This window comes from Rhodovulum sulfidophilum DSM 1374, from assembly GCF_001633165.1.
Lineage (GTDB): Bacteria > Pseudomonadota > Alphaproteobacteria > Rhodobacterales > Rhodobacteraceae > Rhodovulum > Rhodovulum sulfidophilum.
Genome location: NZ_CP015418.1, coordinates 1,291,349 through 1,316,799 on the forward strand (window position 1 = coordinate 1,291,349; position 25,451 = coordinate 1,316,799).

27 protein-coding genes, 1 tRNA gene and 1 pseudogene are annotated in these 25,451 nt (G+C 67.1%); 8 read left to right on the forward strand and 21 right to left on the reverse strand.

What is annotated here, in order from left to right; all coding sequences use genetic code 11:
* Positions 1-67 precede the first annotated feature (67 nt).
* The 3 genes from A6W98_RS06210 to A6W98_RS22305 all read left to right on the forward strand — a co-directional run bounded on the left by A6W98_RS06210 (position 68) and on the right by A6W98_RS22305 (position 2,938).
* Positions 68-562, forward strand: coding sequence for a TRAP transporter small permease (locus tag A6W98_RS06210; RefSeq protein ID WP_042459219.1), 495 nt, complete (start codon positions 68-70; stop codon positions 560-562).
* Positions 555-1,883, forward strand: a complete 1,329-nt coding sequence (locus tag A6W98_RS06215; RefSeq protein ID WP_042459221.1) for a TRAP transporter large permease — start codon at positions 555-557, stop codon at positions 1,881-1,883. The genes A6W98_RS06210 and A6W98_RS06215 overlap by 8 nt, the downstream gene beginning before the upstream one ends.
* A 686-nt stretch (positions 1,884-2,569) precedes the next feature.
* Positions 2,570-2,938, forward strand: coding sequence for a hypothetical protein (locus A6W98_RS22305; protein ID WP_196760249.1), 369 nt, complete (start codon positions 2,570-2,572; stop codon positions 2,936-2,938).
* A gap of 30 nt (positions 2,939-2,968) precedes the next feature.
* Here A6W98_RS22305 and A6W98_RS06225 read toward each other — a convergent pair.
* Positions 2,969-3,190 (reverse strand): annotated as a pseudogene (locus A6W98_RS06225) (transposase); the annotation flags it as partial.
* A 154-nt stretch (positions 3,191-3,344) separates the two neighbouring features.
* On the opposite strand from A6W98_RS06225, the gene A6W98_RS22125 reads away from it, so the two are divergent.
* Positions 3,345-3,470, forward strand: coding sequence for a hypothetical protein (locus tag A6W98_RS22125; RefSeq protein WP_264580083.1), 126 nt, complete (start codon positions 3,345-3,347; stop codon positions 3,468-3,470).
* A 120-nt stretch (positions 3,471-3,590) separates the two neighbouring features.
* Here the strand turns inward: A6W98_RS22125 and A6W98_RS20930 are convergent.
* Positions 3,591-3,674 (reverse strand) — tRNA-Tyr (locus A6W98_RS20930).
* Between the two features lie 109 nt (positions 3,675-3,783).
* Here A6W98_RS20930 and rlmB point away from each other — a divergent pair.
* Positions 3,784-4,578, forward strand: a complete 795-nt coding sequence (gene rlmB, locus A6W98_RS06230; protein ID WP_042459227.1) for a 23S rRNA (guanosine(2251)-2'-O)-methyltransferase RlmB — start codon at positions 3,784-3,786, stop codon at positions 4,576-4,578.
* Between the two features lie 235 nt (positions 4,579-4,813).
* Here rlmB and A6W98_RS06235 read toward each other — a convergent pair whose 3' ends face one another.
* The 15 genes from A6W98_RS06235 to A6W98_RS06305 all read right to left on the reverse strand — a co-directional run bounded on the left by A6W98_RS06235 (position 4,814) and on the right by A6W98_RS06305 (position 19,080).
* Positions 4,814-6,028, reverse strand: a complete 1,215-nt coding sequence (locus A6W98_RS06235) for a DegT/DnrJ/EryC1/StrS family aminotransferase (protein ID WP_042459230.1) — start codon at positions 6,026-6,028, stop codon at positions 4,814-4,816.
* A gap of 87 nt (positions 6,029-6,115) precedes the next feature.
* Positions 6,116-7,414 carry an NAD(P)/FAD-dependent oxidoreductase gene (locus A6W98_RS06240; protein ID WP_042459233.1) on the reverse strand — a complete coding sequence of 433 codons (1,299 nt, stop codon included), beginning with the start codon at positions 7,412-7,414 and terminating at the stop codon, positions 6,116-6,118.
* Positions 7,411-8,766 (reverse strand): glutamine synthetase family protein, encoded by a 1,356-nt coding sequence (locus A6W98_RS06245; RefSeq protein ID WP_042459236.1) that lies wholly within the window; start codon positions 8,764-8,766, stop codon positions 7,411-7,413. Before A6W98_RS06245 ends, A6W98_RS06240 begins: the two co-directional genes overlap by 4 nt.
* A gap of 3 nt (positions 8,767-8,769) precedes the next feature.
* A complete protein-coding gene (locus tag A6W98_RS06250; RefSeq protein ID WP_042459238.1) occupies positions 8,770-9,447 on the reverse strand; it encodes a type 1 glutamine amidotransferase in 678 nt (225 codons plus the stop codon).
* A gap of 131 nt (positions 9,448-9,578) precedes the next feature.
* Entirely contained in the window at positions 9,579-10,910 is a 1,332-nt protein-coding gene (locus A6W98_RS06255; RefSeq protein ID WP_042459240.1) for a glutamine synthetase family protein, read from the reverse strand.
* Positions 10,907-11,746: an ABC transporter permease gene (locus A6W98_RS06260; RefSeq protein ID WP_042459242.1), complete on the reverse strand. Its 840-nt coding sequence runs from the start codon at positions 11,744-11,746 to the stop codon at positions 10,907-10,909. Before A6W98_RS06260 ends, A6W98_RS06255 begins: the two co-directional genes overlap by 4 nt.
* Positions 11,743-12,624, reverse strand: coding sequence for an ABC transporter permease (locus A6W98_RS06265; RefSeq protein WP_042459245.1), 882 nt, complete (start codon positions 12,622-12,624; stop codon positions 11,743-11,745). The genes A6W98_RS06260 and A6W98_RS06265 overlap by 4 nt, the downstream gene beginning before the upstream one ends.
* 71 nt (positions 12,625-12,695) lie before the next feature.
* On the reverse strand, positions 12,696-13,415 hold the full coding sequence (locus A6W98_RS06270; protein WP_042459249.1) for a transporter substrate-binding domain-containing protein: 720 nt from the start codon (positions 13,413-13,415) through the stop codon (positions 12,696-12,698).
* Positions 13,416-13,447: 32 nt separating this feature from the next.
* Positions 13,448-14,224, reverse strand: a complete 777-nt coding sequence (locus tag A6W98_RS06275; protein WP_042459252.1) for an ABC transporter ATP-binding protein — start codon at positions 14,222-14,224, stop codon at positions 13,448-13,450.
* Positions 14,225-14,486: 262 nt separating this feature from the next.
* On the reverse strand, positions 14,487-14,933 hold the full coding sequence (locus A6W98_RS06280) for a tellurite resistance TerB family protein (protein WP_042459257.1): 447 nt from the start codon (positions 14,931-14,933) through the stop codon (positions 14,487-14,489).
* A 55-nt stretch (positions 14,934-14,988) separates the two neighbouring features.
* Positions 14,989-15,780, reverse strand: coding sequence for a 23S rRNA (adenine(2030)-N(6))-methyltransferase RlmJ (locus tag A6W98_RS06285; RefSeq protein WP_042459260.1), 792 nt, complete (start codon positions 15,778-15,780; stop codon positions 14,989-14,991).
* Between the two features lie 25 nt (positions 15,781-15,805).
* On the reverse strand, positions 15,806-17,449 hold the full coding sequence (pyrG, locus tag A6W98_RS06290) for a CTP synthase (RefSeq protein WP_042459263.1): 1,644 nt from the start codon (positions 17,447-17,449) through the stop codon (positions 15,806-15,808).
* Between the two features lie 222 nt (positions 17,450-17,671).
* Entirely contained in the window at positions 17,672-18,046 is a 375-nt protein-coding gene (secG, locus tag A6W98_RS06295) for a preprotein translocase subunit SecG (RefSeq protein ID WP_042459266.1), read from the reverse strand.
* A 63-nt stretch (positions 18,047-18,109) separates the two neighbouring features.
* Complete coding sequence (locus tag A6W98_RS06300; RefSeq protein ID WP_042459269.1) at positions 18,110-18,529, reverse strand: DUF6524 family protein; 420 nt, start codon at positions 18,527-18,529, stop codon at positions 18,110-18,112.
* 152 nt (positions 18,530-18,681) lie between these two features.
* The gene (locus A6W98_RS06305) at positions 18,682-19,080 is read right to left on the reverse strand and encodes a DUF6524 family protein (RefSeq protein ID WP_042459273.1); all 399 of its coding nucleotides are present in this window, start codon (positions 19,078-19,080) and stop codon (positions 18,682-18,684) included.
* A gap of 161 nt (positions 19,081-19,241) precedes the next feature.
* On the opposite strand from A6W98_RS06305, the gene A6W98_RS06310 reads away from it, so the two are divergent.
* Together A6W98_RS06310 and A6W98_RS06315 are read left to right on the forward strand one after the other, a co-directional pair.
* The gene (locus A6W98_RS06310; protein WP_042459276.1) at positions 19,242-20,534 is read left to right on the forward strand and encodes an adenylosuccinate synthase; all 1,293 of its coding nucleotides are present in this window, start codon (positions 19,242-19,244) and stop codon (positions 20,532-20,534) included.
* Positions 20,534-20,776 carry a DUF2842 domain-containing protein gene (locus tag A6W98_RS06315; protein ID WP_042459279.1) on the forward strand — a complete coding sequence of 81 codons (243 nt, stop codon included), beginning with the start codon at positions 20,534-20,536 and terminating at the stop codon, positions 20,774-20,776. The genes A6W98_RS06310 and A6W98_RS06315 overlap by 1 nt, the downstream gene beginning before the upstream one ends.
* Before the next feature lie 19 nt (positions 20,777-20,795).
* Here the strand turns inward: A6W98_RS06315 and A6W98_RS06320 are convergent, their stop codons facing one another.
* Positions 20,796-22,313, reverse strand: coding sequence for a hypothetical protein (locus A6W98_RS06320; RefSeq protein WP_063491313.1), 1,518 nt, complete (start codon positions 22,311-22,313; stop codon positions 20,796-20,798).
* A gap of 140 nt (positions 22,314-22,453) precedes the next feature.
* Between A6W98_RS06320 and A6W98_RS06325 the strand changes: the two genes are divergently transcribed.
* Complete coding sequence (locus A6W98_RS06325) at positions 22,454-23,137, forward strand: thiamine diphosphokinase (RefSeq protein ID WP_042459288.1); 684 nt, start codon at positions 22,454-22,456, stop codon at positions 23,135-23,137.
* Between the two features lie 178 nt (positions 23,138-23,315).
* On the opposite strand, the gene A6W98_RS06330 is transcribed toward A6W98_RS06325, so the two are convergent.
* From A6W98_RS06330 to A6W98_RS06340, 3 genes are all read right to left on the reverse strand, one after another.
* Positions 23,316-23,759, reverse strand: coding sequence for an EamA family transporter (locus A6W98_RS06330; RefSeq protein WP_462362566.1), 444 nt, complete (start codon positions 23,757-23,759; stop codon positions 23,316-23,318).
* Between the two features lie 93 nt (positions 23,760-23,852).
* Complete coding sequence (locus A6W98_RS06335; protein WP_042459291.1) at positions 23,853-24,386, reverse strand: hypothetical protein; 534 nt, start codon at positions 24,384-24,386, stop codon at positions 23,853-23,855.
* 156 nt (positions 24,387-24,542) lie between these two features.
* Positions 24,543-25,400, reverse strand: a complete 858-nt coding sequence (locus tag A6W98_RS06340) for a PRC-barrel domain-containing protein (protein WP_052677947.1) — start codon at positions 25,398-25,400, stop codon at positions 24,543-24,545.
* Between the last annotated feature and the right edge of the window lie 51 nt (positions 25,401-25,451).

Sequence of the window (25,451 nt, forward strand, 5' to 3'; positions counted from 1 at the left end):
CGGTGCCGCCCGAGGGCAGGCTCCGGCCCGGCGCCTGCCCCTTGCGAAAGACCCGGTAGGCCTGCCCATGCGCTTCCTTCTTCGAGAGGCCGAGAAGATCGTCTGTGCCGTGCTGTTCCTCGGCATGACGGCGATAGGCTTTGCCAATGTCGTGGTGCGCTATGGCACCAATTACTCGCTGGCCGCGAGCGAAGAGCTACTGACCAACGGCTTTCTGCTGCTGACCGTGTTCGGGGCCGCCATCGCTGCGCGGCGGGGCGAGCATCTGGCGGTGACGCTGGTGCATGATCTGCTGCCGCGGCCGCTGCGCAAGCCGCTTTTCGTGCTGGCAGCAGGGCTTTCGGCGCTGCTGCTGGGGCTTTCGGCCTGGGTGTCCTGGGATGTGCTGGCCAATCTGCACGCCAACGGGATGCGGTCCTATGCGCTGGGCATCCCGGCCTGGTACTATCAGGCGGCGGTGCCCTTCGGCTTTGCGCTGATCCTGATCCGCTATCTGCAACATGTCCGCGAGGTGCTGGGCGGCGGCCCGGCCGAGCTGCCGCCGGAGACGCCCCATGTCTGATCTGATCCCCGGCCTCGGCGCGGGCAGCGAGATGGTGATCCTGTTCTTCGTGCTGATGGCGCTTCGGGTGCCGGTGGCCTTCTCGCTGGGGCTTTCGGCCTTCTATGCGATGGGACAGATCGGCTTCGGCTTCGATCTCGCGGGCGATCTGATCGCGGCGGGGGTGACCAAGTTCTCGCTGCTGGCGATCCCGTTCTTCATCCTGGCGGGCACGCTGATGGGCACCCTCGGCATCGCCGAGCGGATGATCCGCTTCTTCAGGGTGATGATCGGCTCGATGCCGGGCGGCATGGGCGTGGTGGGCACCGTGGTCTGCCTGTTCTGGGGCGCGGTCAGCGGCTCGGGCCCGGCCTCGGTCGCGGCCATCGGGCCGATGATCGTCAAGGGCATGGAGGAAGACGGCTATTCCCGCGCCTCTGCGGCGGGGCTGGTCTGTACCGGGGCCGCGCTGTCCATCGTGATTCCGCCCTCGATCGGGCTGGTGATCTATGGCGTGATCGCCGAGACCTCGATCTCGCAGCTGTTTCTGGCGGCCGTGGTGCCGGGGCTCTTCATGGGGCTGGTGATGCTGGCGACGCTGCCCTTTGCCGCGCGACGCGGCGCCGGGCGGGAGGCGCTTGACGCGCTGAGCCCTGCACCGCATGCGGATCTGCCCTATGGGCGGCGGCTGGCGGCGTCGTTCCGCGAGGCGTTCTGGGGGCTGCTGACGCCTCTGGTCATTCTGGGCGGCATCTATTCGGGGATCTTCACCCCGACCGAGGCCGCGCTTGTCGCCACGGTCTATGCGCTGGGGGTGGGGGCGATCGTCTACCGGACCCTCACGATAAGGGGGCTTTACGAGGCGCTGGCCGATGCCGCCGCCTCCTCGGCGGTGGTGATGCTGGTCGTGGCCTATGCCGGGATCTTCGGCTGGGTGGTGACGGTCGAGGATCTGGTCGGGACCTATTCCGGCGCGCTGCTGGGGCTGAGCGACAATCAATGGGTGATCCTGCTTGCGATCATGGTGATCCTGCTGGTCGCGGGCATGTTCATGGATGCGATCACGGTGATGTTCATCTCGCTGCCGATCTTCCTGCCGGTGATGCGCGAGATGGGCTGGGATCCGGTCTGGTTCGGCGTGGTGGTGATGGTCAACCTCGCCATCGGGCTGTTCACCCCGCCGGTCGGCATCAACCTCTATGTCGCGGCCAATGTGACCAAGCTGTCGATCGAGCAGATCGCCCGCGGCGCGGCGCCCTTCCTGCTGACAAGCCTGCTGGGGCTCGCGGCGGTCGCGGCCTTCCCGGAGCTGTCGCTGAAGCTGGTCGAGCTGCTGCGCTGAAGCGTTTCGGCATGACGCCTGGGCCTCGGCCCTGAAAACCCCTAGCTGCGGGCGATATGCCGGGCGCGCCTTGCAGACAGACACCCTTCCGGTGCCTTGGGCCAAGTTCTGGCGAAAGACCGTTTCGAGCCTTCCTGGAGGATTATTTCTATCTTGTCATAAAGGGCGACATGGTCGGCGCTCTCGATGTTCCTCCACGCCTTCGGCTTGGCGGCGGCTGGCGCAGTCTCGCTGGAATGGTGCGGGAAGCGCTTCTGCCCAAAGCGATCTTGAGCGGGTGTGGGGCGGCCTTCACCCTTCTGCTTGGGCCGCCGGTGACCTCGGCAGCGGAGAATGTTTCAGGCGCTCCTCGTTCGCGGGTCTTTTCGGCGTGCCAGACCTTTTCAGGAGCAGGCCGGGCCGAGAACAACCTCCGCTGGCGCAGTGGCCTGTTATCGTCCGACCAGTTCGTCCTGCGATCGCGGGTGGAAACGGCTTCGGCTGGGCCAGTATTACACACTTTTTCCGCGCAGTGGCTTCGCCTCAAAGCTCTGTGCGACAAGCCCCGATGGTCTTGCCTTCGGGGCGGCGTTGTCATGGAGCGCATTATCTCGTTGCAGGCGCGGATTGTATCGACCCACTGAAAACCTGCTCATGCTACAAGGGAGAACGTAGCCATCCCGAGGCGGACGGTCTACTACAAGCCGGTGAAGGCTGCGCCTAAGGTCGAGGCCCGCTTTTCCGAGCCGATCAAGAAGCTGATCGAGGAAGAGCCGTCCTTTGGCTATCGGACCGTGGCTTGGCTCCTGGGGTTCAACAAGAACACCGTGCAGCGGATCTTCCAGATCAAGGGCTGGCAGGTGCGCAAGCGTGCCGTGGGCATGCGACCTCGCATCCAGGCCGTGCCGTCGGTTGCGGCTGCGCCGAACGAGCGCTGGTCGACGGATCTCGCCCGTATCTGGACGGGCAAGGACGGCTGGGATTCCTTGGCGTTGGTGATCGACTGCCACAACCGCCGCCCTCATCAGGCCCTTGCCATGCGCACGCCTGCCGAGGCATTCACATTAGCGGCTTAACCTGAGCAGATTCAGCTGGGTCGATACACGCATGTGTTCCGCCAGCATCTTCTTCAGCTTGGCGTTCTCAGTCTCCAGGGCCTTCAGCCTCTTGACCTCGGACACTTCCATGCCGCCATACTTCGAGCGCCATTTGTAGAAGGTGCCATCGCTGATGCCGTGCTTGCGGCACAGTTCCTTGGCACCTATCCCGGCCTGATGCTCCTTCAAGATGCCAATGATCTGCTCTTCGCTGAAACGGCTTTTCCGCATCGTCTGTCTCCTCGTTTGGAGAACAGGCTAACCTCAAACCGCGGACTGCTCAGGGGAGCACGTCACATGCGGAAGGCTTCTGGTCACGGACAAGGCGATTGTCTTTGAAGGCGTTGAGAAGAACGAACGTCTCACCTGGGCGCAGGTTGCGAATTTGGAGGTGTTTCTTGACGGATTCACCATCTCCAAGCGCAGCGGTCTGCCGCGCACCTACCAGATTGACAGGCCGGATGCGACATTCGCGGCGGTGGTGGAGCTCATGCTGGTGCGAACGGCCTGATGGGCCTGGGCCTCGCGATTACGTGCCGGTTCAGACCGCACTGCTGCGTGCTCGATCAGGTCAGGCAAGGCTTGGGAGGTTTTGGTATGTCACCAATTTACCCTTTGGAAATGGGGTAAATGGTGGGCGACCCTGGAATCGAACCAGGCGTGGGTCTCCCCGGCGGATTTACAGTCCGCTGCCGCACCTTGCAGCGCGTCGCCCTGAGTGAGGCGCTGGATACGCAAGGCGCGCGGGCGCGTCAACAGGAAAATCCCTTGCGGCGGCGTCCTCGAGGCGCCATGGTCGCCGCCTGTCGGAAAGGGGCGATGACGTGGCCAAGAAACCTACCTGGGTGATCGAGAAGGAACGCGCGCGGCGGGCTGCTGCGGCCGAAACCGTCTGGTTGTTCGGGTTGCATGCCGTGCGCGATGCGCTGGAGAATCCGCTGCGCGAGAAGCTGCGGCTGGTGGCGACGCGGAATGCGGCCGACCGTCTTGCCTCGGCCATCGCCGCTGCCGGGATCGAGCCCGAGATCAGCGATCCGCGCCGCTTTGCCGCGCCGCTCGACCCGGACTCGGTGCATCAGGGCGCGGCGCTCGAGGTCAAGCCGCTGGACTGGGGCAAGCTCGGCGAGGTCTGCGACCCGGGGCAGGGACCGGCCCTGACGGTGCTGCTGGACCGGGTGACCGACCCGCATAATGTCGGCGCGATCCTGCGCTCGGCCGAGGTGTTCGGAGCCCGGGCGGTGATCGCGCCGCACCGTCATTCCGCGCCCGAGACCGGGGCGCTGGCCAAGACGGCCTCGGGGGCGCTGGAACGCCAGCCCTATCTGCGGGTGCCGAACCTGGCCCGGACGATGGAAGAGCTGAAGGGCATGGGCTACACATTGCTCGGGCTGGACGGCGAGGCCGGGCAGACGCTGGGCGAGGGGCTTGCCGGGCTGGGCGCCGCGCCGGTCGGGCTGGTGCTGGGGGCCGAGGGCCCGGGCTTGCGCGAGCTGACGCGGAAGACCTGCGACGGGCTGGTGCGGATACCGGCGGCGGGCGGGTTCGGCTCGCTCAATGTCTCGAATGCTGCGGCGGTGGCGCTTTATGCGGCGGCACAGGAGCAGGCACAGAGCCGATAGAGGGCCGAAGGTCCGGGTCGGGCCGCCCGGGGACTGGCGGGCGCCGTCCGATCACACTTGCATGATCGAACTGGACAAGCCGGGGCAGAGCCCCCATCTCACCGAAGAAGGACGGGGCCCCGGAACGGCTTCGTCCTGCTTCACTGTCCCTCGTTCCGCGACTTGCGCCCGGTTCTTCCGGGCGCTTTTTTTGACTATCGCCTTGTCGCCGCAGGGCGGTTCGGTGTCAACCGGGTCAAGTGCCGTAGGCGCGTGCCTCCGCGCCCTTCACCGCCTCGGCAGCGGCCACCAGAATATCGGCGATGCGGTCGAGCTCGGCGCGCGGCAGATGTGCGGGCAGGCGCGCGTCGCAGGCACGCATCAGCATCGCCCGCGTCTTCGGAAGGTCGCGTCGCGGCCCGCCCGGCAGCTCGTCGAGAAACCCCCAGTTCCAGAACGCCCGCGCATTGTCGGCGGCAAGCCCGAAGACCTGCACCTGCGCCCCCCGCTCGGCTGCGGCGGTCTGGAAGGCGCGGGCCTCGTCATCGCTGCCGAAGCCGACCAGGTTGAACTGGATCGAATCCGGGGCGCGCGTTTCGGGCGGCAACGGCGGCGGCACCGAGAGCCAGGGCGAGCGGTTCAGCCGCTCGGCCACGTGATCGTGCCCCGCCCGCCCGTCGCGGACCCGGCGCGGCACCTCGGGCAGTTGCGGGCGGATCACCGCGGCCGAGAGGTTCTGCATGCGCATGTTGTAAAGCGGCAGCCGGTTCTGCCACCGGGCGAAGCTGGCCGACAGCCCGTCATGCTTTTTCCAGTTATGCTCGTAGGCGCCCGACATGATGACGGCGCGGGCGACGAGATCGGGATCGTCGGTGAGCAGCATCCCGCCCTCACCGCCATTGACCAGCTTGTAGGACTGGAAGGAAAAGCAGCCGATCCGGCCCAGCGTGCCGACCTTGCGGCCATGCCAGAGCGTGCCCAACGAATGCGCCGCATCCTCGATCAGCGGCAGGCCGCGCGCCGCGCAGGCGGCGGCGATGACGTCCATGTCCGAGGTATGGCCGCGCATGTGGCTGATCAGGACGGCGGCGATGTCCTCGTCGATCCGGGCCGCGAAATCCTCGAGGTCGATCCGGAAATCCGACCCGACCTCGACCAGGACCGGCACGCAATCGGCATGGACGACCGCCGAGGGCACGGCGGCGAAGGTGAAGGCCGGGACCAGGACGCGCGCGCCGCGCGGCAGGTCCAGCGCCTTGAGCGCGAGGAAAAGCGCAGCCGAGCAGGACGAGACCGCCAGCGCATAGGGCAGGCCCATCATGGCGGCGAAGTCGCGTTCGAGCAGCGTCACCGGGGCGTCGGACGCGGCGGTATAGCGGAACAGGTCACCGCTTTGCAGCAGGCGTTCGATCTCGGCACCGGCGCCTTCGGGGATCGGCTCGGCGTCGTAGACATTGCGGGAACAGGTCATTCAGCGCCATCTCCTCATGTCGTTTCCTGCACGACGATATGCGACCGGACCTGCCCGACAGATGTGACAGGATGGCGACGGGGGCGATCAGATGCCCGCTGTGTCCCTCAAAGCATACCATGCCATCGCAAGCGCCAGAAGCGGTGCGCGGAAGGCGCTGCCGCCGGGGAAGGGGCGGCTGGGGATGCGGGCGAAGGTCTCGAAATCCGTGCTTTCGCCTTGCGCCGCTTCGGCCAGCACCCGGCCCGCCAGCGTCGCCATCGCCACGCCATGGCCCGAAAAGCCAGAGGCCGAGAAGATGCCCGGCGCCGGGGTGGCCAGGCAGGGCAGCCGCGAGCGGGTGATCGCAAGCGTGCCGCCCCAGGCATGGGTCAGCGCGACATCCGAAAGCTGCGGGAAGACCTTCAGCAGCGGCTTGCGCACCAGCGCGCGGATGTCTTCCGGGAAGCGGTAGCCATAGCTCTCGCCGCCGCCGAACAGAAGCCGCCCGTCGGGCGAAAGCCGGAAGTAGTTGACGACGAAGCGGCTGTCGGCCACGGCCACGTCGCGCGCCAGCACCGAGGCGGCGCGCTCGCCGAGCGGCTCGGTCGCGACCATGTAGTTGTTGATCGGCATCACCCGGGCCGCGACATGCCGTTCGAGCCCGCCGAGATAGCCGTTGGCCGCCAGGATCACCCGGTCGGCGATGATCCGGGCGCGATCCGTCACCACGACGGCGCCGGCATCGACCCGCTCGACCAGCGTGGCCTCGTGGATCGTGGCGCCCGCCCGCTCGGCCGCCCGGGCCAGCCCCAGCGCATAGGCCAGCGGGTTCAGATGGCTGCCGCCCCAGTCGAGTACCCCGCCGCGATAGCAAGGCGCGCCGACGATGGCCTGCAGCTCGTCGCGGGTCAGCGGCTCGAGCAGGTCGTAATCGTAGTCGCTCCGCAGCTTTTCGGCATAGGCATGGGCCTCGCGGGTGCCGCGCGCGGTGCTTTCGGCATAGACGATGCCGGGGCGCAGGTCGCAGGCGATGTCGTGGCGGGCGATCAGGTCGGAAACCAGCGTCCGGGCGTCCTCGGCCAGATGCCAGAGCCGCGTCGCGGGCCCGTCGCCCAGCATCCGCTCCAGCGCGTCCTGGTGCAGCCGCTGCCCCGATCCGACCTGCCCGCCATTGCGGCCCGAGGCACCGAAGCCCACCCGATGCGCCTCGACCAGCACCACGTCGCGCCCGGCCTCGGCCAGATGCAGCGCCGCCGACAGCCCGGTATAGCCGCCGCCGACGATGCAGATATCGGCGCGCCGGTCGCCGTCCAGCGGCGCGAAGGGCGGCAGCGGCGGCGTGGTCTCGGCATACCAGCTGGGCGGATAGGTTCCGCGGCGGTCGTTGGCGAAGAGAAGGTTCATACGTTCAGCAGCAGATGTTCGCGTTCCCAGGGGCTGATGACCTGCAGGAACTGCTTGTATTCCAGTTCCTTGACCGCCGAATAGACGGTGCAGAACTCTTCGCCGAGGATGTCGCGCATCGGCGAGGCCGCCTCGAAGAGATCGAGCGCCTCGGCCACGTTGCGGGGGATGTCCTCATCGCCGGAATAGGCGTCGCCGGTGAATTCGGGGCGCGGATCCTGGCCTTCGATCAGCCCGAGATAGCCGCAGGCAAGCGAGGCGGCGATGCCGAGATAGGGGTTGCAGTCCATCCCCGCCAGCCGGTTCTCGACCCGGCGCGCCTCGGGTTCCGAGACCGGAACCCTGAGCCCGGTGGTGCGGTTGTCGCGCCCCCAGAGCAGGTTGATGGGCGCCGCGAAATCGGGGACGTAGCGGCGGTAGCTGTTCACGTAAGGCGCCAGCAGCGCGACCACCGAGGGCATGTGGGTCTGGAGCCCGGCGATGAAATGCAGGAAGGCCGGGCTTTCGCTGCCATCGGCATTCGAGAAGATGTTCAGCCCGGTCGTCGCGTCCACCACCGAATGGTGGATATGCATCGCCGAGCCCGGCTCGTGCTCGATGGGCTTGGCCATGAAGGTGGCGTAGCATTCATGCCGCATCGCCGCCTCGCGGATCAGCCGCTTGAAGTAGAAGATCTCGTCGGCCAGCTTGACCGGGTCGCCATGGCGCAGGTTCAGTTCCACCTGGCCCGCGCCGCCTTCCTGCAGGATGCCGTCGATCTCCAGCCCCTGCGCCTCGGCGAAATCGTAGATGTCGTCGATCACCGGGCCGTATTCGTCGACCGCGCTCAGCGAATAGGCCTGACGGGCGGCGGCGCGGCGGCCCGACCGGCCCATCGGCGGCTGCACCGGTTCCGAGGGGTTGGTATTGCGGGCGACGAGGAAGAATTCCATCTCGGGCGCCACGATCGGGATCCAGCCCCGGTCATTGTACAGCGCGACGATGCGCTTGAGCACATTGCGCGGCGCGGTCGGCACCATTTCTCCCTGCTGGTCGAAGACGTCATGGATCACCTGCAGGGTATAGTCGGCGGTCCAGGGTGCGGCCGAGGCGGTGCTGAAATCGGGGGTCAGGATCATGTCGGGTTCGGTGAAGGGCCGGCCCTCGATATCGGCCCAGTCGCCGGTGATGGTCTGCTGGAAGATCGAGTTCGGCAGGTAGAACCGGGTCTGGGTGGCGAATTTACCCGCCGGCATCGCCTTGCCGCGGGCGACACCCGCGAGATCGGCCACGATGCACTCGACCTCGTCGAGGCGGCGGCCTTCGATATAGGTGAGGGCGGCCTCGGGAAGCTGGTCGCGCCAGTCTTGCATGGCTCAGCGCCTTTCGGTGAAGAAACGTGCGATCCGCCCGGCCATCGCGGCCGAGTCGGTGGGCAGATCGAGCCGGGCACGGGCCTCGGCCAGGGCATCCTCGGGCACCACGCCGGGGCCGCGCTCCTCGATCAGGCCCCGTTCGAAGGCGGGGGCGAATTCCGGATGCGGCTGCACCGTGAAGGCGCGGTCGCCATAGATCAGCGCGGCATGGGCGCAGCCGGGCGTGCTGCCGACGGTCTCGGCGCCGGCGGGCGGGACGACGACCTGATCCTGATGCCAGGCATTCAGCCGGTAGTCGCGATCCTCGATGCGGTAGTCGCGCGGTCCGACCGACCAGCCGCCCGCGAATTTCTCGACCCGCCCGCCCAGGGCTTGGGCGATGATCTGATGCCCGAAGCAGATGCCGACCAGCGGCACGCCTTCGGCATGGGCCTGGCGGATGAACTCTTCCAGCGGGTGGATGAAGGCGTGATCCTCATAGGCGCCGAAGCGCGATCCGGTGATCAGCCAGCCCTCGGCCGCATGGACCGAGGGCGGAAACGCCATGTCGAGCACGGGCCAGGTCCGGAACTCGAGGCCGTGGCCCTCGAGCAGCCGCACGAACATGTCGGGATAGTCGCCATGCGCCGCGCGAAGCGCGTCGGGCGCGTGACCTGTCTGCAGGATACCGATCTGCATGGGAGTCTCTTGATTATGTGCGCCCAACCTAGTCGTGGGGCGACAGGCGGGCAAGCCCCCGCGCACCAGCCTCTCCCGGACGGGCCTCTCCCGGACGGGCCACATCCGGACGAGCAAAATCCGGACGGGTCTCAGACCGTGTCGAGATACAGCGCCATCTGCGCCTCCTCGTCGAGCTCCGCGATGCGGCGCGCTTCCTGTCGCTTGGTCATGGCGAGGTTGCGGATCAGGCCGCGCCGGAAGATCCGGGCCATGCGCGGGCTCTGCTCGAAGGAGTCGATGGCGCTCTGCCAGCAGGTCGGGATCTGCGGCAGGTCGAGTTCATAGGCATTGCCGGTGATGGGCGGCGGCGGTTCGAGCTGTTCCTCGACGCCCTGCAACGCCGCGCCGAGGATCGCCGCGATCATCAGATAGGGGTTGATGTCGCCGCCCGCGACGCGGTGCTCGATCCGGCGGGCGCGGGGGCTGCCGCCGGGAATGCGGATCGCGGCGGTGCGGTTCTCATGCGCCCAGCAGATGCCGGTGGGGGCATGGTTGCCGGGCACCAGCCGGGTATAGCTGTTGGCATGGGGGGCAAGGATCAGCGTCATGTCGGGCAGCGCTGCCAGACAGCCCGCCACCGCCTGACGCAGAAAGCCCGACCCTTCCGGGCTGGCATCGTCGAAGATGTTGTGGCCATGCGCGTCCAGCACCGAGAAATGGGTGTGCATTCCGTTGCCGACATCGTCGGCATAGGGCTTGGCCATGAAGCTGGCGGCGAAGCCGTGCCGCCGCGCCATGCCGCGCACCAGAAGCTTGAACAGCCAGGCATCGTCGGCGGCCTTCATCGCCGGGCCGTGCATCATGTTGATCTCGAACTGGCCGGTCCCGGCCTCCGAGATCGCCGCATCGGCGGGAATGTCCATCGCCTCGCAGGCGTCGTAGAGATCGGTGAAGAAGTTGTCGAAGGCGTCGAGCGTGCGCAGGCTGAGGATCTCGCCCGCCTCGCGGCGCTTGCCCGAGCGGGGCGAGCGCGGCGGGTGCAGCACCGCGGCGCTGTCGTCGATCAGGTAGAATTCGAGCTCGGTCGCGACCTGCGGCGCCCATCCGCGCTTTTCATATTGCTCCAGCACCACCGCCAGCGCATGGCGCGGGCAGCCCTCGAAGGGGCGGCCGCGTTCGTCGAACATCCACAAGGGCAGAAGCGCGGTCGGCGCATCGAGCCAGGGCATCGGCACGAAGCCGCGCCCGGTCGGGCGCAGCACCCCGTCGGCATCGCCGGTCTCGAAGACCAGCGGGCTGCCCTCGATATCCTCGCCCCAGATGTCGAGATTGAGCACCGAAAGCGGAAACCGGGTGCCTTCCTCCTCGATCTTGCCGGCAAATCGCGAGGGCACGCGCTTGCCGCGCGCCTGGCCGTTCAGGTCGCAGGCGGCCATCCGGATGGTGCGGATTTCGGGATTGTCGCGAAGCCAGGTGCTCATCTTATGACCTGCGGGCGGACCCTCAGGCGCGGCCGGTTCTCGGCTGGCAGGTGGCGGTTCAAACGGCGGTTGATCAGCCCGAACAGGCCGACGATCGCCAGTGTCACGAGGATGAAATAGAAGGCCACGATGGGATAGGGGATGAAGGGGTTGAAGGTCTTGTCTGCGAAGTAGTTCGCATAATAGAGCGCGTCGCCCTTCTGTTGCCAGGCCGGAAAGCCGGAAAAGAAGACCAGCGTCGTGGCGTGGAACAGGAAGATCGCCTCGTTGGTATAGGCGGGCCAGGCCAGCCTCAGCATGGTCGGCCAGACGATGCGGCGGAACCGGGTCCAGCCTGCCATGCCATAGGCGTCGGCGGCCTCGAGATCGCCCTTCGGCACCGATCGGAGCGCGCCGTAGAAGATCTCGCCGGAATAGGCGGCGGTGTTCAGGAACAGCACGATCAGCGCCCCGGCCCAGGCGCGGGTCAGAAAATGGGTGTCGGCAGTGATCTGGGTGAAGACCAGGTTCAGCTCGATCCCGTTCCTGGGTAGCAGCACGAAGGCTTGGTAGGCCAGGAAGAACTGGATGAAGAGCGGCGAGCCGCGGAAGACGAAGATGAACCATTCGGCCGGTTTGCGGACCGCCAGCAAGCGGCTGTCGCGCGCCACCGCGACGGCGGTCGCGAGGAAGAAGCCGAAGAACAGCGCGAGCGCCCCGAAATAGATGTTCCAGACCAGCCCCGAGCCGATCAGGGTGAACTGCTCGCAAAGCGTGAAATCCGAACGCGGCAGCAGCCGCTCGCCATAGCCGAGCGAGCGGAAGGCATAGTCGTGGAAGGTCTGGGCGCAGCTCATTGCGCGGCCTTTCGCTGGGCTTCGCCCGCAAGCGTCGCCTGGCCATGGGAAAGCCGCGCCGTCAGCCTGCTCAGCACCGCCTCGGAGACCCGCGTCAGCAGCAGGTAGAAGATCAGCAGGCCGAGGAAGTAGTAGATCCGCCAGTCGGGATGCGGATAGGCGAAGATCGAGGTCTTCGAGCCGCCCAGCTCGCGCGCCCAGTAGACGATGTCCTGCACCCCCAGCAGGAACAGAAGCGGCGTGGCCTTGATCAGGATCATCCACAGGTTCGACAGGCCCGGCAGCGCGTAGATCCACATCTGCGGCACCAGCACCCGCCAGAACGCCTGGCGGCGGGTCATGCCATAGGCCTCGGCGGTCTCGATCTGGGCGCGGGGCACGGCACGCATCGCGCCGTAAAGCACATTGGCCGCGAAGGCGCCGAAGACCACCGCGAAGGCCAGCACCGCCAGCGCGAAGCCGTAGGTTTCATGCACCCATTGCGGGCTGGTCGACAGCGGCAGCTTGGCCGCCGGGCAGACCACGAAATCGCTGCCCTGCCGGACCGGCTCGGTCCAGTCGGGGCATTTGGTCTTGTGCCGGAGCCATTCGAAGCCCTGATCCATGGCGATGGGCACGAACAGGAAGAAGACGATGTCGGGGACGCCGCGGACCATCGCCGTATAGATGCGGCCCAGGATCCGCACCGGCCAGATCCGCGAGCGCGCGGCCATGGCGCCGCCGAAGCCGAACAGAAGCGCTGCCGGAGCGGTGACCGCCAGCAGGGCAAGCACGACCAGGAAGGACTGGTAGAACGCCATGTGCTTGCCGCTGGTGAGATAGCAGGCAAGCCAGTTCAGACCTTCGAGGGTGGAGGGATCGGCGCAGGATGCGAACATGGGGGCTCAGGCGGGGGGGGGGGCTCAGGCGGGGCGGGGCGAACCGGCCGCCCCGCCCGCATCAGTCTTTCTTACCAGCGGGGGGAGTCTTCGCCCATCCATTTGATGATGAGCTCATTCAGGGTGCCGTCATCCTTCATCGACTGGACCGCGGCGTCGAACTTGTCCTTCAGCTCGGGGTCGGACTTGCGGAAGGCCATGCCGATGCCGTTGCTCAGCGCGGTGTCCTCGCCGACGAAGACCAGGTCGCCCTCGTTCACGATCGGCACCAGGACGTCCTTGTCGGCCAGCACCGCCTCGGCCTCGCCATTGCGCACGGCGTCGACGCATTCGTCGGAGGTCGGGTATTCCAGCAGCGTCGCGCCGGTATCGACCACATGATTGGCCTGGATCGTGCCGGTCTGGGCCGAGATCACGCTGTTTTCCAGGTCGACATCGTCGCTCAGCGCGGCATAGGCGGACAGCGAGGGGGGCGTGTAGGGCTGGGTGAAGGCGACGACTTCCTGGCGCTCGGGGCTGATGCTCATCCCGGCGAGGATGGCGTCGTAATTGCCCGAGACGAGGTTCGGGATGATCGAATCCCAGTCATTGGTGACCCAGGTGCAGTTCAGTTCGGCGCGCTTGCAGAGCTCGTCGCCGAGGTCGCGTTCGAAACCGTCGACATCGCCGGCATCGTTGATGAAGTTGTAGGGCGGGTAGGCGCCCTCGGTGGCCAGGCGCACGACGTCCTGTGCCAGCGCCATGCCCGCCGAAAGCGCGAGGGCGGCAGTGCCAAGGATCAGCTTTTTCATCGGAATTCTCCCATGTTGTCTTTTATGGCCAGTCACGCGGCCGTTGCGCTGAGAAACTGCTTGAGGCGCTCGGAGGCGGGCGCGCCGAAGACCTGTCCGGGCGGGCCCTGTTCCTCGATCAGCCCCTGATGCAGGAACACGACATGGTCCGAGACATCGGCCGCCAGCCGCATGTCATGGGTCACCAGCATCATCGTCCGGCCTTCCTCGGCCAGGACCTTGATGACCTTGACCACCTCCTGCTGCAATTCGGGGTCGAGCGCCGAGGTCGGCTCGTCGAACAGCAGCGCGCGCGGTTCCATCGCCAGCGCCCGCGCAATGGCGGCGCGCTGCTGCTGACCGCCCGAAAGCTGGGCCGGATAGGCGCCGCATTTATCGCCGATGCCGACCTTGTCGAGCAGCGCCCGCGCGCGGGCCTCGACCTCCTGGCGCGGCTCGCCCAGCACGGTGACGGGGGCCTCCATCACGTTCTGCAGGATCGTCATATGGGCCCAGAGGTTGAACTGCTGGAACACCATCGACAGGTTGGTCCGGATGCGGATCACCTGATGGCGGTCGGAGGGATGGCGCCCGGGACCCCGGCCGCGCCACTTGACCGGTTCGCCCTCGAACAGGATCTCGCCCTGCTGGCTGTCCTCCAGCAGGTTGGCGCAGCGCAGGAGGGTGGATTTGCCCGAGCCGGACGAACCGATCAGCGACACGACATGGCCTTTCGGCGCGGAAATCGAGACGCCCTTCAACACCTCAAGATCGCCATAGCTCTTGTGCAGATCGCGAATGTCGAGAACGGGCGGTGTTGTGTCAGTCACGCGAAAGCCGGGGCAAGTTGATGTTCGGGCTCGGAGTAGGACGCAATTCGGACCTGAATGCAACGGGGAACCGCTGTCCTGAAAGCCGGACGCACAGGATTTGGGCGCGGCCCGAGGTCGCGTGCCCCCAAGCGCGGCCGCCCGACCCGCCACGAGCAGAGTCGGCGGGCGCCGATCCGCGCATGCGGCGAGAACAGCGACTTGTTCTTATGAAAGATCCGGGGGCCAAGGCGGTCTGGGGTGCAGTCTCGGCGGCGTGGCCTCAGCCGGCCAGCCGTGCCTCGGCCCGCTGCCGCGCCAGCGCGCTGTCGCGGTCGTTCACGCCAAGCAGGTTTGCGACAAGGCGCAGCAGCCCGTCCTCTTCCTCGTCGCGGATGCCGTCGGCCAGCACCACCTCCCACAAGGCCTCGACCACACCCTCGCGATCCTCATAGGGCACGGCATCCTTGATCGCGCGGGTAAAGCGCACGGTATCGGGCGCCTGCGCCTCCAGCGTCTCGGCCCGGTCGCGCAGCTCGAGCGCCTGTTCCGGGCTCAGCCCGTAGCGGGTGGCGAGGATGCGCGAGATCCGCTCGGCCTCCTCGCTGGCATAGTCGCCATCGGTCCGGGCGATTCGCACCAGCAGCGCCGCAAGCGCCAGCCGCGCATCTGGATCGTCGAGCTGGGCGGGGTCGGGGCCGATCAGGCGATTGAGGAAATCTGCGAACATGGGCGCTGATATAGCCCGGCCCCGGCTGCCGGAAAAGACCGTTCGCGCAGCGTCCTTACCCAGCGTGACCGGGGACGGTGCCGAAAAGCCTCCCGAGGGCGGCCGCCTCGGCTTCGATCCCCCAGGGCGGGTTGACGACGAACAGCCCCGAGCCGATCAGCCCGTGGCCCTCGCGCGCGGGCGGGAACCGGACCTCGTGGCAAAGCGCCTCGGGAAAGGCCGCACGCAGTGCCGCGATCATCGGCCGGTGCGGTGCGGCGGGCAGAAGCGGATACCAAAGGACCAGCGTGCCCACGTTCCATTTGCGGTGCAGCGCCGCCATATGCCGGGGGATGGCGGCGTAATCGGCCTTCACCTCGTAGCTGGGATCGATCAGCATCAACCCGCGACGGGGCAGGGGCGGGGTCAGCGCCTGCGCCGCCTCAAACCCGTCCTGGGCCATCACATGGGCGCGGAAGGGCGCCATCGCGGTTTCCAGCGCGGCGCGTTCCTGCGGGTGCAGCTCGGCCAGATGGATCGCGTCGCCGGGCCTCAGCGACAGCGCGGCCAGCAGCGGCGAGCCGGGATAGGCGCTGTCGCCGAAGCGCGCGCGAACCTCGGCCAGCCGCCGCCGATAGGGATGGTCCCCGGCCAGCCGCCCTTCCATCGTGCCTATGCCCGCCGCCGCCTCGCCGGTCCTGACGGCCTCGGGCGCGGCGAGGTCGTAAAGCCCCCGGCCCGCATGGGTCTCGATATAGCTCAGCGGCTTGTCCTTGCGGGTGAGATAGTCGAGCATCGCGCAAAGCAGCGCATGCTTGTGCACGTCGGCGAGATTTCCCGCATGGTAGATGTGCTGATAGGACAGCATGGCGTGATGGCCCCGCGCGCGGTCCTCAGACCAGCCGCGAGACCTCGACCGCGGCCCGCACGAAATCGGCAAACAGCGGATGCGGCGCGAAGGGCTTGGATTTCAGCTCGGGGTGGAACTGCACGCCGATGAACCAGGGATGGTCCTTCCACTCGACGATCTCGGGCAGACGGCCGTCGGGGGACATGCCCGAAAACACCATGCCGCAGGCTTCGAGCTGCTTGCGGTACTTGATGTCGACCTCGTAGCGGTGGCGGTGACGTTCCTCGATCACGGTCGAGCCGTAGATCCCGGCCACCTTCGAATCCTTCAGCAGATGCGCGGTGTAGCTGCCCAGACGCATGGTGCCGCCCTTGTCGTCGCCGATCTTGCGCTTGACCATCGCATTGCCCTGCACCCATTCCTTGAGGTGGTAGACGACGGGGGTGAAGCGCTTCTTGCCGGCCTCGTGGTCGAATTCCTCCGATCCCGCATCGGGCAGCTCGGCGACGTTGCGCGCCGCCTCGATCACCGCCATCTGCATCCCGAGGCAGATCCCCAGATAGGGCACGCCGCGGGTGCGGGCGAACTGGGCCGCCTTCATCTTGCCCTCGGTCCCGCGCTCGCCGAAGCCGCCGGGTACCAGGATCGCGTTGAAGCCTTCAAGCCACGGGCCGGGGTCCTCGCGTTCGAAGATCTCGGCATCGATCCATTCGGCCTTGACCTTGACCCGGTTCGCCATGCCGCCATGGGTCAGCGCCTCGGCGATGGATTTATAGGCGTCTTCCAGCTGGGTGTACTTGCCGACGATGGCCACGCGGACCTCGCCCTCGGCATTGAAGACCCGGTCGGACACGTCTTCCCATTTCGACAGGTCCGGTTTCGGCGCCGGGTTGATCTGGAACGCGTCCAGCACCGCCTGGTCGAGCCCCTCGCGGTGATAGGCCAGCGGCGCCTCGTAGATCGATTTGAGATCCTGCGCCGCGATCACGCTGTCGGGGCGGACATTGCAGAACAGGGCCAGCTTCTCGCGCTCCTTGGCCGGGATCGGGCCTTCCGAGCGGCAGACCAGCACGTCGGGCGCGATGCCGATCGAGCGCAGCTCCTTGACCGAGTGCTGGGTGGGCTTGGTCTTCAGCTCGCCCGAGGCCTTGATATAGGGCAGAAGCGTCAGATGCATGAAGATGCACTGGCCGCGCGGCTTGTCCTGGCTGAACTGGCGGATCGCCTCGAAGAAGGGCAGGCCCTCGATATCGCCGACCGTGCCGCCGATCTCGCAGAGCATGAAATCGACCTCGTCCTCGCCGGTGGCGATGAAATCCTTGATCTCGTTGGTGACGTGCGGAATGACCTGGATGGTCTTGCCCAGATAGTCGCCGCGGCGCTCGCGTTCGAGCACGTTGGAATAGATCCGGCCCGAGGAAATCGAATCCGTCGCCCGCGCCGCCACGCCGGTGAAGCGCTCGTAATGGCCGAGGTCCAGATCGGTCTCGGCGCCGTCATCGGTGACGAAGACCTCGCCATGCTCGAACGGGCTCATCGTGCCCGGATCGACGTTCAGGTAGGGGTCGAGCTTGCGCAGGCGGACGGTGAAGCCCCGGGCCTGCAGAAGCGCGCCGAGCGCGGCCGAAGCCAGGCCCTTGCCCAGCGACGACACAACCCCGCCCGTGATGAAAATGAAGCGTGCCATGTGCTGGAGTCTCCCGTGACTAGTGCTCGATGCCTGCTGGATTCGGTGCGGCTTGTCCGCAGCATCACGGGACTTGGACTATAGCGGATTCGCGACGGAACCGCAACCGGACCGCAAGATGCTGGGGGGTGTTTGGCACCCGAATCAATGTGTTGTGGTGGTCTTGTCAAAAGCCGCAGCAGCCCGACCAAGCGGGCCCTGCGGCGGAAAGGGGGCGGCGGATCAGTCGGCGCGCGGCGGGGCGGCCGGCGTGTCGCTGGGAACGACCGGTGCGGGCGGCAGGAGGCCGGGTTCGGTCGCGGGCGCTTCCTGCGCGGCGCCCTCCTGTTCGGCAGCGGGCGCCGGACCTCCCAGCCGGTCGACGACCGAGGAACCGGCGGCATTCTCGGCGGCGATGATCGTCAGCGCGATGGAACTGGCGATGAAGCAGATCGCGAAAAACCACGTCAGCTTGCCCAGCGGCGTGGTCGGAGCGCGTCCGGTGATGGTGCCGCCCCCACCCATGCCGAGCCCGCCGCCTTCGTTGCGCTGCAGCAGGACGATCCCGATGAGGCAGACGGCGAGGATCAGGTGAACGATGAGGATGACGTTTTCCATATGGAGCGGCCCCGGCTTGAACTTGGCGCGTACCTATGCCGAACGGGCCGCTCCCGCAACCCCTCAGGCGTTGGCGGGCTTGGCGGTCGAACGGGCCTTCTGTGCCTTTTTGGCCTGCGCCCTGATCTTGCTGGGCGAGCGCCAGCTCATGGTCGCGCCGAGGATCAGCGACAGCAGGATCGCGCAGCCCCAGATGTTGAAGCTGTTCAGCTCCAGTTGCAGCGTTCCGTTGCCGACCAGGATGTAGCCCAGGAGCGCCATGATGACGACCAGAAGGAAGAGCCCGAGCAGGCCCAGGGTGCGCACCGCGGCGACGACATAGATCAGCAGCGCGAGGGCCAGCATCACGCCAAGACCGATGACCAGCGGCTTGCTGGTGGCGAAATTGTCCTGGGCCCAGGCGATATAATTATATTCGGTCGGATTGTAGGTGGCGGCGAGCAGCAGGAAGGCGACCAGCCAGCGAAGCAGGAATCCGGACATTCATGTTCCTCCGTGATTATTTGATGTGCCGACTCGACGGGAGTGTAACGCGGCCACCGGCGCTTGGGACGACTTTCGGGCGGCCTCATCGTCGCAGGTCAAGGGCGTTCCGGCGCCCGTCGGGCCCGTGCGGCGCAGGGTCGCGACGCCGTCTATTCGTCGACATCGTCGATATCGGCCTGCCCCGACAACCGTCGCCGCAGGATGCTCCAGGCCAGTCCGACGCCCAATATGAAGGACAGCGCCAGCAGTCCGATCCAGGTGTTCAGCCCGGGATTGTCGAGCCTCAGCACCTTCCAGTCGACCAGCACCCAGAGCAGCGCCCCGACCAGCGCCGTCACCAGCGCCATGCCGAATGGCCCGATCGAGCGCAGCGTGGCGCGCAGGTAGATCACGTAGCCGGTGAACAGCACCAGTCCCGCCAGGACCACCATCGGCGTCTGGCTGTCCCAGCCCGACATCGCCCAGCGGAGGTAATTCCAGGAGGTGGGGTTGTAGGTCAGGGCCAGCAGCAGGAAGGCGACCAGCCAGCGAAGAAACAATGCGGCCATTTCGGGCTCTCCGTTCAATCTTGTTTCAGGCGTCCCGGGTTGATTCTAGCGGCTTGGGCGGCGCTGTCGTCTAGATTTTGCCCAGATTTCGCCTTGCCTCGTCGCCTGAGGGGTTTATACCTGCGCGGGTTTGCATTGCAGCTTCTTGAAAGGAATTGGCCGTGGCCAATGTCGTTGTCGTTGGCGCCCAGTGGGGCGACGAGGGAAAAGGCAAGATCGTCGACTGGCTCTCGGAACGCGCCGATGTGGTCGCGCGCTTCCAGGGCGGGCACAATGCGGGCCATACCCTGGTCATTGACGGCACCATCTACAAGCTGAACGCGCTGCCCTCGGGTGTGGTCCGGGGCGGCAAGCTCAGCGTGATCGGCAATGGCGTCGTGCTTGACCCGTGGCATCTGGTGAAGGAGATCGAGACGATCCGCGGCCAGGGTGTCGAGGTCACGCCCGAGACGCTGATGGTTGCCGAGAACACCCCGCTGATCCTGCCCTTCCATGGCGAGCTCGACCGGGCCCGCGAGGGTCAGAACGCGATGGCCAAGATCGGCACTACCGGCCGCGGCATCGGCCCCTGCTACGAGGACAAGGTCGGGCGCCGGGTGATCCGGGTCGCCGATCTGGCCGACGACGCCACGCTCGAGCTTCGGGTCGACCGGGCGCTGGTGCATCACAACGCGCTGCGCGCGGGGCTCGGCCTGCCCGAGATCGACCGCGACGCGCTGCTGGCCAGCCTGCGCGAGATCGCGCCCGAGATCCTGAAATACGCGGCGCCGGTCTGGAAGGTGCTGAACGAGAAGCGCCGGGCCGGCAACCGGATCCTGTTCGAAGGCGCCCAGGGCGCGCTTCTGGACATCGATTTCGGCACCTATCCCTTCGTCACCTCGTCGAACACCATCGCCGGTCAGGCTGCGACCGGCACCGGTATCGGCCCGGGCTCGATCGATTTCGTGCTGGGCATCGTCAAGGCCTATACCACCCGCGTCGGCGAGGGCCCGTTCCCGACCGAGCTGGACGATGCCGATGGCGAGCGTCTCGGCACCCGGGGCCGCGAATTCGGCACCGTCACCGGGCGCAAGCGCCGCTGCGGCTGGTTCGACGCGGTGCTGGTGCGCCAGACCTGCGCCACCTCGGGCATGAACGGCATCGCGCTGACCAAGCTTGACGTTCTGGACGGGTTCGAGACCCTCAAGGTCTGCGTCGGCTACGAGCTTGACGGCGAACGGCTCGACCACCTGCCCACCGCCGCCGATCAGCAGGCACGCTGCACGCCGGTCTACGAGGAACTGCCGGGCTGGCAGGAATCGACCGAGGGCGCGCGCAGCTGGGCCGATCTTCCCGCCAACGCGATCAAGTATGTGCGCCGGGTCGAAGAGCTGATCGACTGCCCGGTGGCCTTGCTGTCGACCTCGCCCGAGCGGGACGACACGATCCTCGTCACCGACCCCTTCGCCGACTGATGGCGCTGTCCTGGAAAGCCCGCCGCCGCTGGTCGCTGGTGATCCTGCTGATCGGATTGCCGGCCTATATCGTGGTGGCCGTGAGCGTGATGAACGCGCTCGGCCGCCCGTCCTTCCTGGTCGAGCTTCTGGTCTATGTGGCGCTCGGCATCGTCTGGGCGCTGCCTTTCCGCTTTGTCTTCCGCGGCATAGGCCAGCCCGATCCCGAGGCGAAACAGGACGACCGGGACGGTCGCGACTGAGCTTTCGGGTGGCGACCGCTCAGGCGGTGCGGTTGGCACCCGCCGCCTGTGGCGGGGCCGCGGCCTCGTCCAGCGCGAACTGGCCGCGCCCGACCCTCCGGAACCGCCCGTCGCGAAGATGCCGCCCGAAGGCGCGCAGCATCTCCTCGCGCTCGAACCCGTCACCGGCAACGCTCCGTGCCAGTTCGATAAGCTGCGGTCGCGTGAACCGGGACGCCCCTTCCTGCCCATCTGCCTGTCTTGTCAGATAGGCTGCGGCTGCGGCCAGCAGGCCCGTCAGGTCGGCGGGGTCGTGACCGGCGGTCGCGGCGGCAAAGCCCTTCAGCCGGGCCTCGGTCATCGGCAGGATCGGCGCGTCGAGCCGCAGCGCCTCCGGGCTTGCCTTGTCCTTGCCGCTGGGGGCGGTCGCCAGCCCGGTCTTGGCTCCGGTCTCCGGGGCGGGCCGGTCGATGCGCTGTTCGGTGACCAGAATGAGCGGCGCCAGTCGGTTGCCGTCGCCCGTCGGCGGCGTCTTGCGATCGCCGCGCACGACCTCGGCCAGAGCCTGGCGATAGGGGCGCATATGGCTGTCATCGTCGCGCCGGAGCCGCTTGTCGACCCGGCGTTCGGCGACGGTGGCGGCGACGGCCGCCTTCAGATGCGCGATCGAGGCCTGGCGGCGCCGTTGTTCGGCGCCGGCGAGCTTGGTGTTGGCCTCGTCGAGAAGCCGCTGCAATGCGAGCTCGTGATCGGCAAGATCGGCCGAGCGGCTGCGCGCCGGGGCCGGATCGGTCAGCCGGACCGTCGCGGCAGCGGCCGCCCCGGCTTCGTCAGTCTCGGCCGGTTGCAGACCGGGGGCGGACTGTTCCGCATCCTCGTCGGGGGGGCGGGTCGCGCTCAGATCGTCGCGCCGCAGCTTCAGCACCCGGGCGCGGGGCGGCGATGGCGGGGCCGTCCCGGCGCCGGGATGCGGGGGCATCTCGCTGTCGGCGGCGCGATCCCGGTTTTCCCGGTCGTCCAAAGAAGGAGCTGCGGCCTCCTCAGAGGCAGTCATCTCCGTCTTCCGGGCCTCCGGTGGACCGTCCGGAGGGGATGGCTCGCGTGTCGCGCCGTGAGTATCGCTTTCGTCTGTCTCGTCCTCGAACCCGGCATCGGCAAGCTCGGCATTGGCGGCGCGGGCGGTTTCGACGGCGGCGCGGATGCGGGCCAGCTTGGCGGCGACAGAGTCCGGCTCGTCGATGCGGGGGGGCTGTACGCTCGGGGGCGGAGCTCCCGGAGCGGGAGAGGAGGCCCTCCCCTCCAGCGCGCCCGAGCGCAGCACCATCCCGTCAAGCTCGACGCGGGTTTCGACCCGGTGACGGACCTCGCGCTCGGCGATCCGCTGCAGCGTTTCGGCATCGGGCGGGGGCGGCTCGGCGCCGAAATACCTGTCCTCCGCGGCGAGGTCGCGGAAATATTCGGTGATCTTCTTCATCATGCCGAAGGAATCCTCGAACCCCTCCAGCTTGCAGGAGAAAGCTCCATAGGACACCGTCAGGACCTTTGGCGGGCCAACCATCCGAAACTCGCTTTCTCCTCGAACAGCAGGTGCTTATGTTGACATAGTGCGGTTCCAGATGATGAACAGAAAGCGGAATTTTCAAGATTTTTCCGCTATTCACGGGACGGCCGCTAAATTTCCGCTGCAAGGTTGCCGCAATGACAACACATATCGTCCATCATTCTGACAAGATCACCCTGCTCGGCGGGGCCACGGTCGATCCGGCGCATTTGAGACGGGCGCTGGAGATCGCCCCGGCGCTGGTGGCCGCCGATGGCGGGGCGGATGCGGCGCTGGCGGCGGGCTGCTTGCCCGAGGCGGTGATCGGCGATTTCGACTCGATCTCGGACGCGGCGAGGGCGGCAATCCCGGACGACCGCCAGTATCGGGTGACCGAACAGGACAGCACCGATTTCGAGAAATGCCTGCGCCATGTCGCGGCGCGGCTGGTCCTCGGGCTCGGTTTTCTCGGCGACCGGTTCGATCACGGCCTGGCGGCGCTGAATGCACTGGTCCGCAACCATGAGCGGCGCTGTCTGCTGATCGGCGATGACGACATCTGTTTTCACTGTCCGCCGGACCTGGCGCTCGAGCTGCCCGAGGGGATGCGCTTCTCGCTGTTTCCGATGAGGCCGGTGCGGGGCGTCAGCGAGGGGCTGCACTGGCCCATCGACGGGCTCGATTTCGCACCGGGCGGCCGGATCGGCACTTCGAACCGCGTATCGGGGCCGGTGCGTCTGAGGATGGAGGCGCCTGGCATGGCGGTGATCCTGCCGGTCGAGGCGCTCGACACGGCGGTCGCCGCGCTCATGCCGCCGATGGTAGTGGCCGCGTCGGGCTGAGCCGGGGCGCGCGCAGGAAAAGGTCGAGCCCCATTGATGATGGCGATCCTGGCTTGCAGCACCACCGGCGGCGTCCGCTGCGCGATCTGTCGCGTCATGGCCATGTAGGGGGTAAGGCACAAGGCGGTCGCAAGCGATGGCAGCGCTACCGAGCCGAAGGCGTCGAAGCCGGAGCAGATCACCTGCATGGCACCGTAAATCCGATGGCCGAAGCAAGTATTCGGCGCCAGCCGACGGCTTCTTCGAGGGAAAACGCGCCGGGCATGATCAGGATCAAGGGCCCGATGAAGAAGGTCGCGGTGGCCTCGGCCAGCGGTATCTCGCGGAGGGCGGCGAAGAGGGTGCCGGTTGCGCAGAGGATCAGACCGGTCCGGGCCAGATGCGGCGCGGTCTCGCGCGGGGCGGGCCGGGTGGCCTGTCTGCGGATCTGCCTGACGAACTGGCCTACCGCCAGCAGGATCAGGACCTGCTGGCCGAAGCGGGCGGCGGCGATCTGGTTGACCGGGAGCTTGGCCGGGGCGCGCTTGGCGAAGCTGTCCATCCCCGGGGCGGTGACGGTGAAGCCGGTCGTCAGAAGGATGCCGGGCCGGATACGGTCGACGTTTTGGCCGATCCGGCCGATCCGGGCGCAGCGACGGCCCGGCGTCCGGCGGTTTTGGGAAGGTTGCCTGTTTCCTGGGGGGGCCGTGCCGCAGCGCTTCGGGGTGGCGGCAGTTCAGGTGGCCCGGGCGAGAACGAGGCTTTCGGCGGTCGAGAGCCCGGTCGGGGCGGGATGCGCAGCGGCCTGGAAGGCCTCGAGCCTGGCAAGAAAGGCCTCGCGCCATTCGGTCGGGGTGCCTGCGCGCCGCGCATGGGCAAGCTGGTCGCGGTTGACCGAGATCAGGTCCATCGGCTGGGTATAGTCCGGGTGGCGGGCCTCGATCCCTGCGGATTGGATGGCCTCGACCAGATGCGACTGGAATTTCTCGCCATAGGTTTCGAGCCCCAGCAGAAAGTCGAAATCGTCGAAGCCGGCATCGCGAAGCTGCTCTGCCATGGTGTCGATCTCACGCGGCGAGATGCTGGTCGTGTCGTGGCGGGCGAAGATATCGGCAATGGCCGCAGCGCCATGCGGGCGAGCCCTGGGGCCCATCTCCCCGGTTTCGGCGACCTCCTTCTCGAAGTCGGGCGAGCGGATACCGGCCATGTCCGCCTCGCGGGAATAGGTGGCGTTCCGTTGGGCGAAGGCAGTGTTGCCATGAATGTTCATCGCGCCTGTCTCCTCGGATATTATGGGCCCAATCATGACAGCGCCGGGTGAAGAGAAAGCTAACGCTCTCAGGCGGGGCCCGGGCTGGTAAGTCGGCCCATGGAAAAGGGGCCGCAAATTTGCGGCCCCCGGTGGTTCAGTCTTTCCTTGTCGCTATCAGCCCGTCCACTCGGGCAGGCTCTTCAGCGTGTCCTTGGTCTGGACGGTCGAGACCTTCAGCGCGCCATCCTCGTCATGCGAAAGCTCGAGCTCGCCATAGGCCAGCTGGACCTGCTTCGAACCGATGCCGAGGAAGCCGCCCACATCGACGATCACCTTGTCGATGCGCCCGTCATCGGTCAGCACCAGTTCGCCGATCTTGCCGATCCGCTCGCCATTGGCGCCGATCAGGGTATGACCCTGCAGATCCTCGGCGGTCAGTTCGGCGCGTTCGGATTCGGTCAGCGGGGTGCCAAGGTTCATGCTGTCATCCGTGTCCCCGGCTGCGGCCATGTCGGAGCCTTCCGCGCCCGGTTCGATCCGGCTCTCGGACGAAGCATGCTGGTTGCCCGATCCGAGGAAGTCGCCCTCGGTATCCATCGCGGTGCGGTCATAGGCTTCCTTGCCCTCGAGGGTCGACGGATCGCCCTGGAACAGGACGAAGTACTCGCCCTGGTCATCGGAATCCGGCGCGAATTCGAGGCTGTCCATCTGCAGCGCGACTTCGCGTTCGCCCATGCCGAGGAAGCCGCCGATATCGGCGATCACGGCGTTTACCGTCCCGCTGTCGTCGATATAGACGTCGCCGATCTCGCCCACGTCTTCCCAGCTGTCGGGGGCGTCGGTCAGATCGGTCATCGACAGGCCGTCAGCTTCGCCGGTCGCGACATAGATGCGCTTGCCGATCAGGGTGTCGGCGCTCATCGACTGGCCCGCTACCTCGACATCCGGGGCGGACGCGGCCCCCTGGCTCTGGGCGAGAACGGGCATGGCCACGAGAGTGGCAAGGGCGGTGGTCGCAAGAATACGTTTCATCTCTGAACCTCCTTGATGTGGCGGTGCCGGCCGGCTCCGCTTCCATGCTCC

What these genes read in the sequence shown, in the direction of transcription:
- A6W98_RS06265 (WP_042459245.1), bottom strand. Translation starts at nt 12,624, where the DNA reads ATGTTCGCATCCTGCGCCGATCCCTCCACCCTCGAAGGTCTGAACTGG.
- pyrG (WP_042459263.1), bottom strand. Translation starts at nt 17,449, where the DNA reads ATGGCACGCTTCATTTTCATCACGGGCGGGGTTGTGTCGTCGCTGGGC.
- A6W98_RS06285 (WP_042459260.1), bottom strand. Translation starts at nt 15,780, where the DNA reads ATGCTGTCCTATCAGCACATCTACCATGCGGGAAATCTCGCCGACGTG.
- A6W98_RS06280 (WP_042459257.1), bottom strand. Translation starts at nt 14,933, where the DNA reads ATGTTCGCAGATTTCCTCAATCGCCTGATCGGCCCCGACCCCGCCCAG.
- A6W98_RS06300 (WP_042459269.1), bottom strand. Translation starts at nt 18,529, where the DNA reads ATGTCCGGATTCCTGCTTCGCTGGCTGGTCGCCTTCCTGCTGCTCGCC.
- A6W98_RS06210 (WP_042459219.1), top strand. Translation starts at nt 68, where the DNA reads ATGCGCTTCCTTCTTCGAGAGGCCGAGAAGATCGTCTGTGCCGTGCTG.
- A6W98_RS06240 (WP_042459233.1), bottom strand. Translation starts at nt 7,414, where the DNA reads ATGAACCTTCTCTTCGCCAACGACCGCCGCGGAACCTATCCGCCCAGC.
- A6W98_RS06245 (WP_042459236.1), bottom strand. Translation starts at nt 8,766, where the DNA reads ATGCAAGACTGGCGCGACCAGCTTCCCGAGGCCGCCCTCACCTATATC.
- A6W98_RS06235 (WP_042459230.1), bottom strand. Translation starts at nt 6,028, where the DNA reads ATGACCTGTTCCCGCAATGTCTACGACGCCGAGCCGATCCCCGAAGGC.
- A6W98_RS06305 (WP_042459273.1), bottom strand. Translation starts at nt 19,080, where the DNA reads ATGGCCGCATTGTTTCTTCGCTGGCTGGTCGCCTTCCTGCTGCTGGCC.
- A6W98_RS06250 (WP_042459238.1), bottom strand. Translation starts at nt 9,447, where the DNA reads ATGCAGATCGGTATCCTGCAGACAGGTCACGCGCCCGACGCGCTTCGC.
- A6W98_RS06325 (WP_042459288.1), top strand. Translation starts at nt 22,454, where the DNA reads ATGACAACACATATCGTCCATCATTCTGACAAGATCACCCTGCTCGGC.
- A6W98_RS06260 (WP_042459242.1), bottom strand. Translation starts at nt 11,746, where the DNA reads ATGAGCTGCGCCCAGACCTTCCACGACTATGCCTTCCGCTCGCTCGGC.
- A6W98_RS06320 (WP_063491313.1), bottom strand. Translation starts at nt 22,313, where the DNA reads ATGGTTGGCCCGCCAAAGGTCCTGACGGTGTCCTATGGAGCTTTCTCC.
- A6W98_RS06340 (WP_052677947.1), bottom strand. Translation starts at nt 25,400, where the DNA reads ATGAAACGTATTCTTGCGACCACCGCCCTTGCCACTCTCGTGGCCATG.
- A6W98_RS06315 (WP_042459279.1), top strand. Translation starts at nt 20,534, where the DNA reads ATGGCGCTGTCCTGGAAAGCCCGCCGCCGCTGGTCGCTGGTGATCCTG.
- A6W98_RS06335 (WP_042459291.1), bottom strand. Translation starts at nt 24,386, where the DNA reads ATGAACATTCATGGCAACACTGCCTTCGCCCAACGGAACGCCACCTAT.
- A6W98_RS06255 (WP_042459240.1), bottom strand. Translation starts at nt 10,910, where the DNA reads ATGAGCACCTGGCTTCGCGACAATCCCGAAATCCGCACCATCCGGATG.
- secG (WP_042459266.1), bottom strand. Translation starts at nt 18,046, where the DNA reads ATGGAAAACGTCATCCTCATCGTTCACCTGATCCTCGCCGTCTGCCTC.
- A6W98_RS06215 (WP_042459221.1), top strand. Translation starts at nt 555, where the DNA reads ATGTCTGATCTGATCCCCGGCCTCGGCGCGGGCAGCGAGATGGTGATC.
- A6W98_RS06270 (WP_042459249.1), bottom strand. Translation starts at nt 13,415, where the DNA reads ATGAAAAAGCTGATCCTTGGCACTGCCGCCCTCGCGCTTTCGGCGGGC.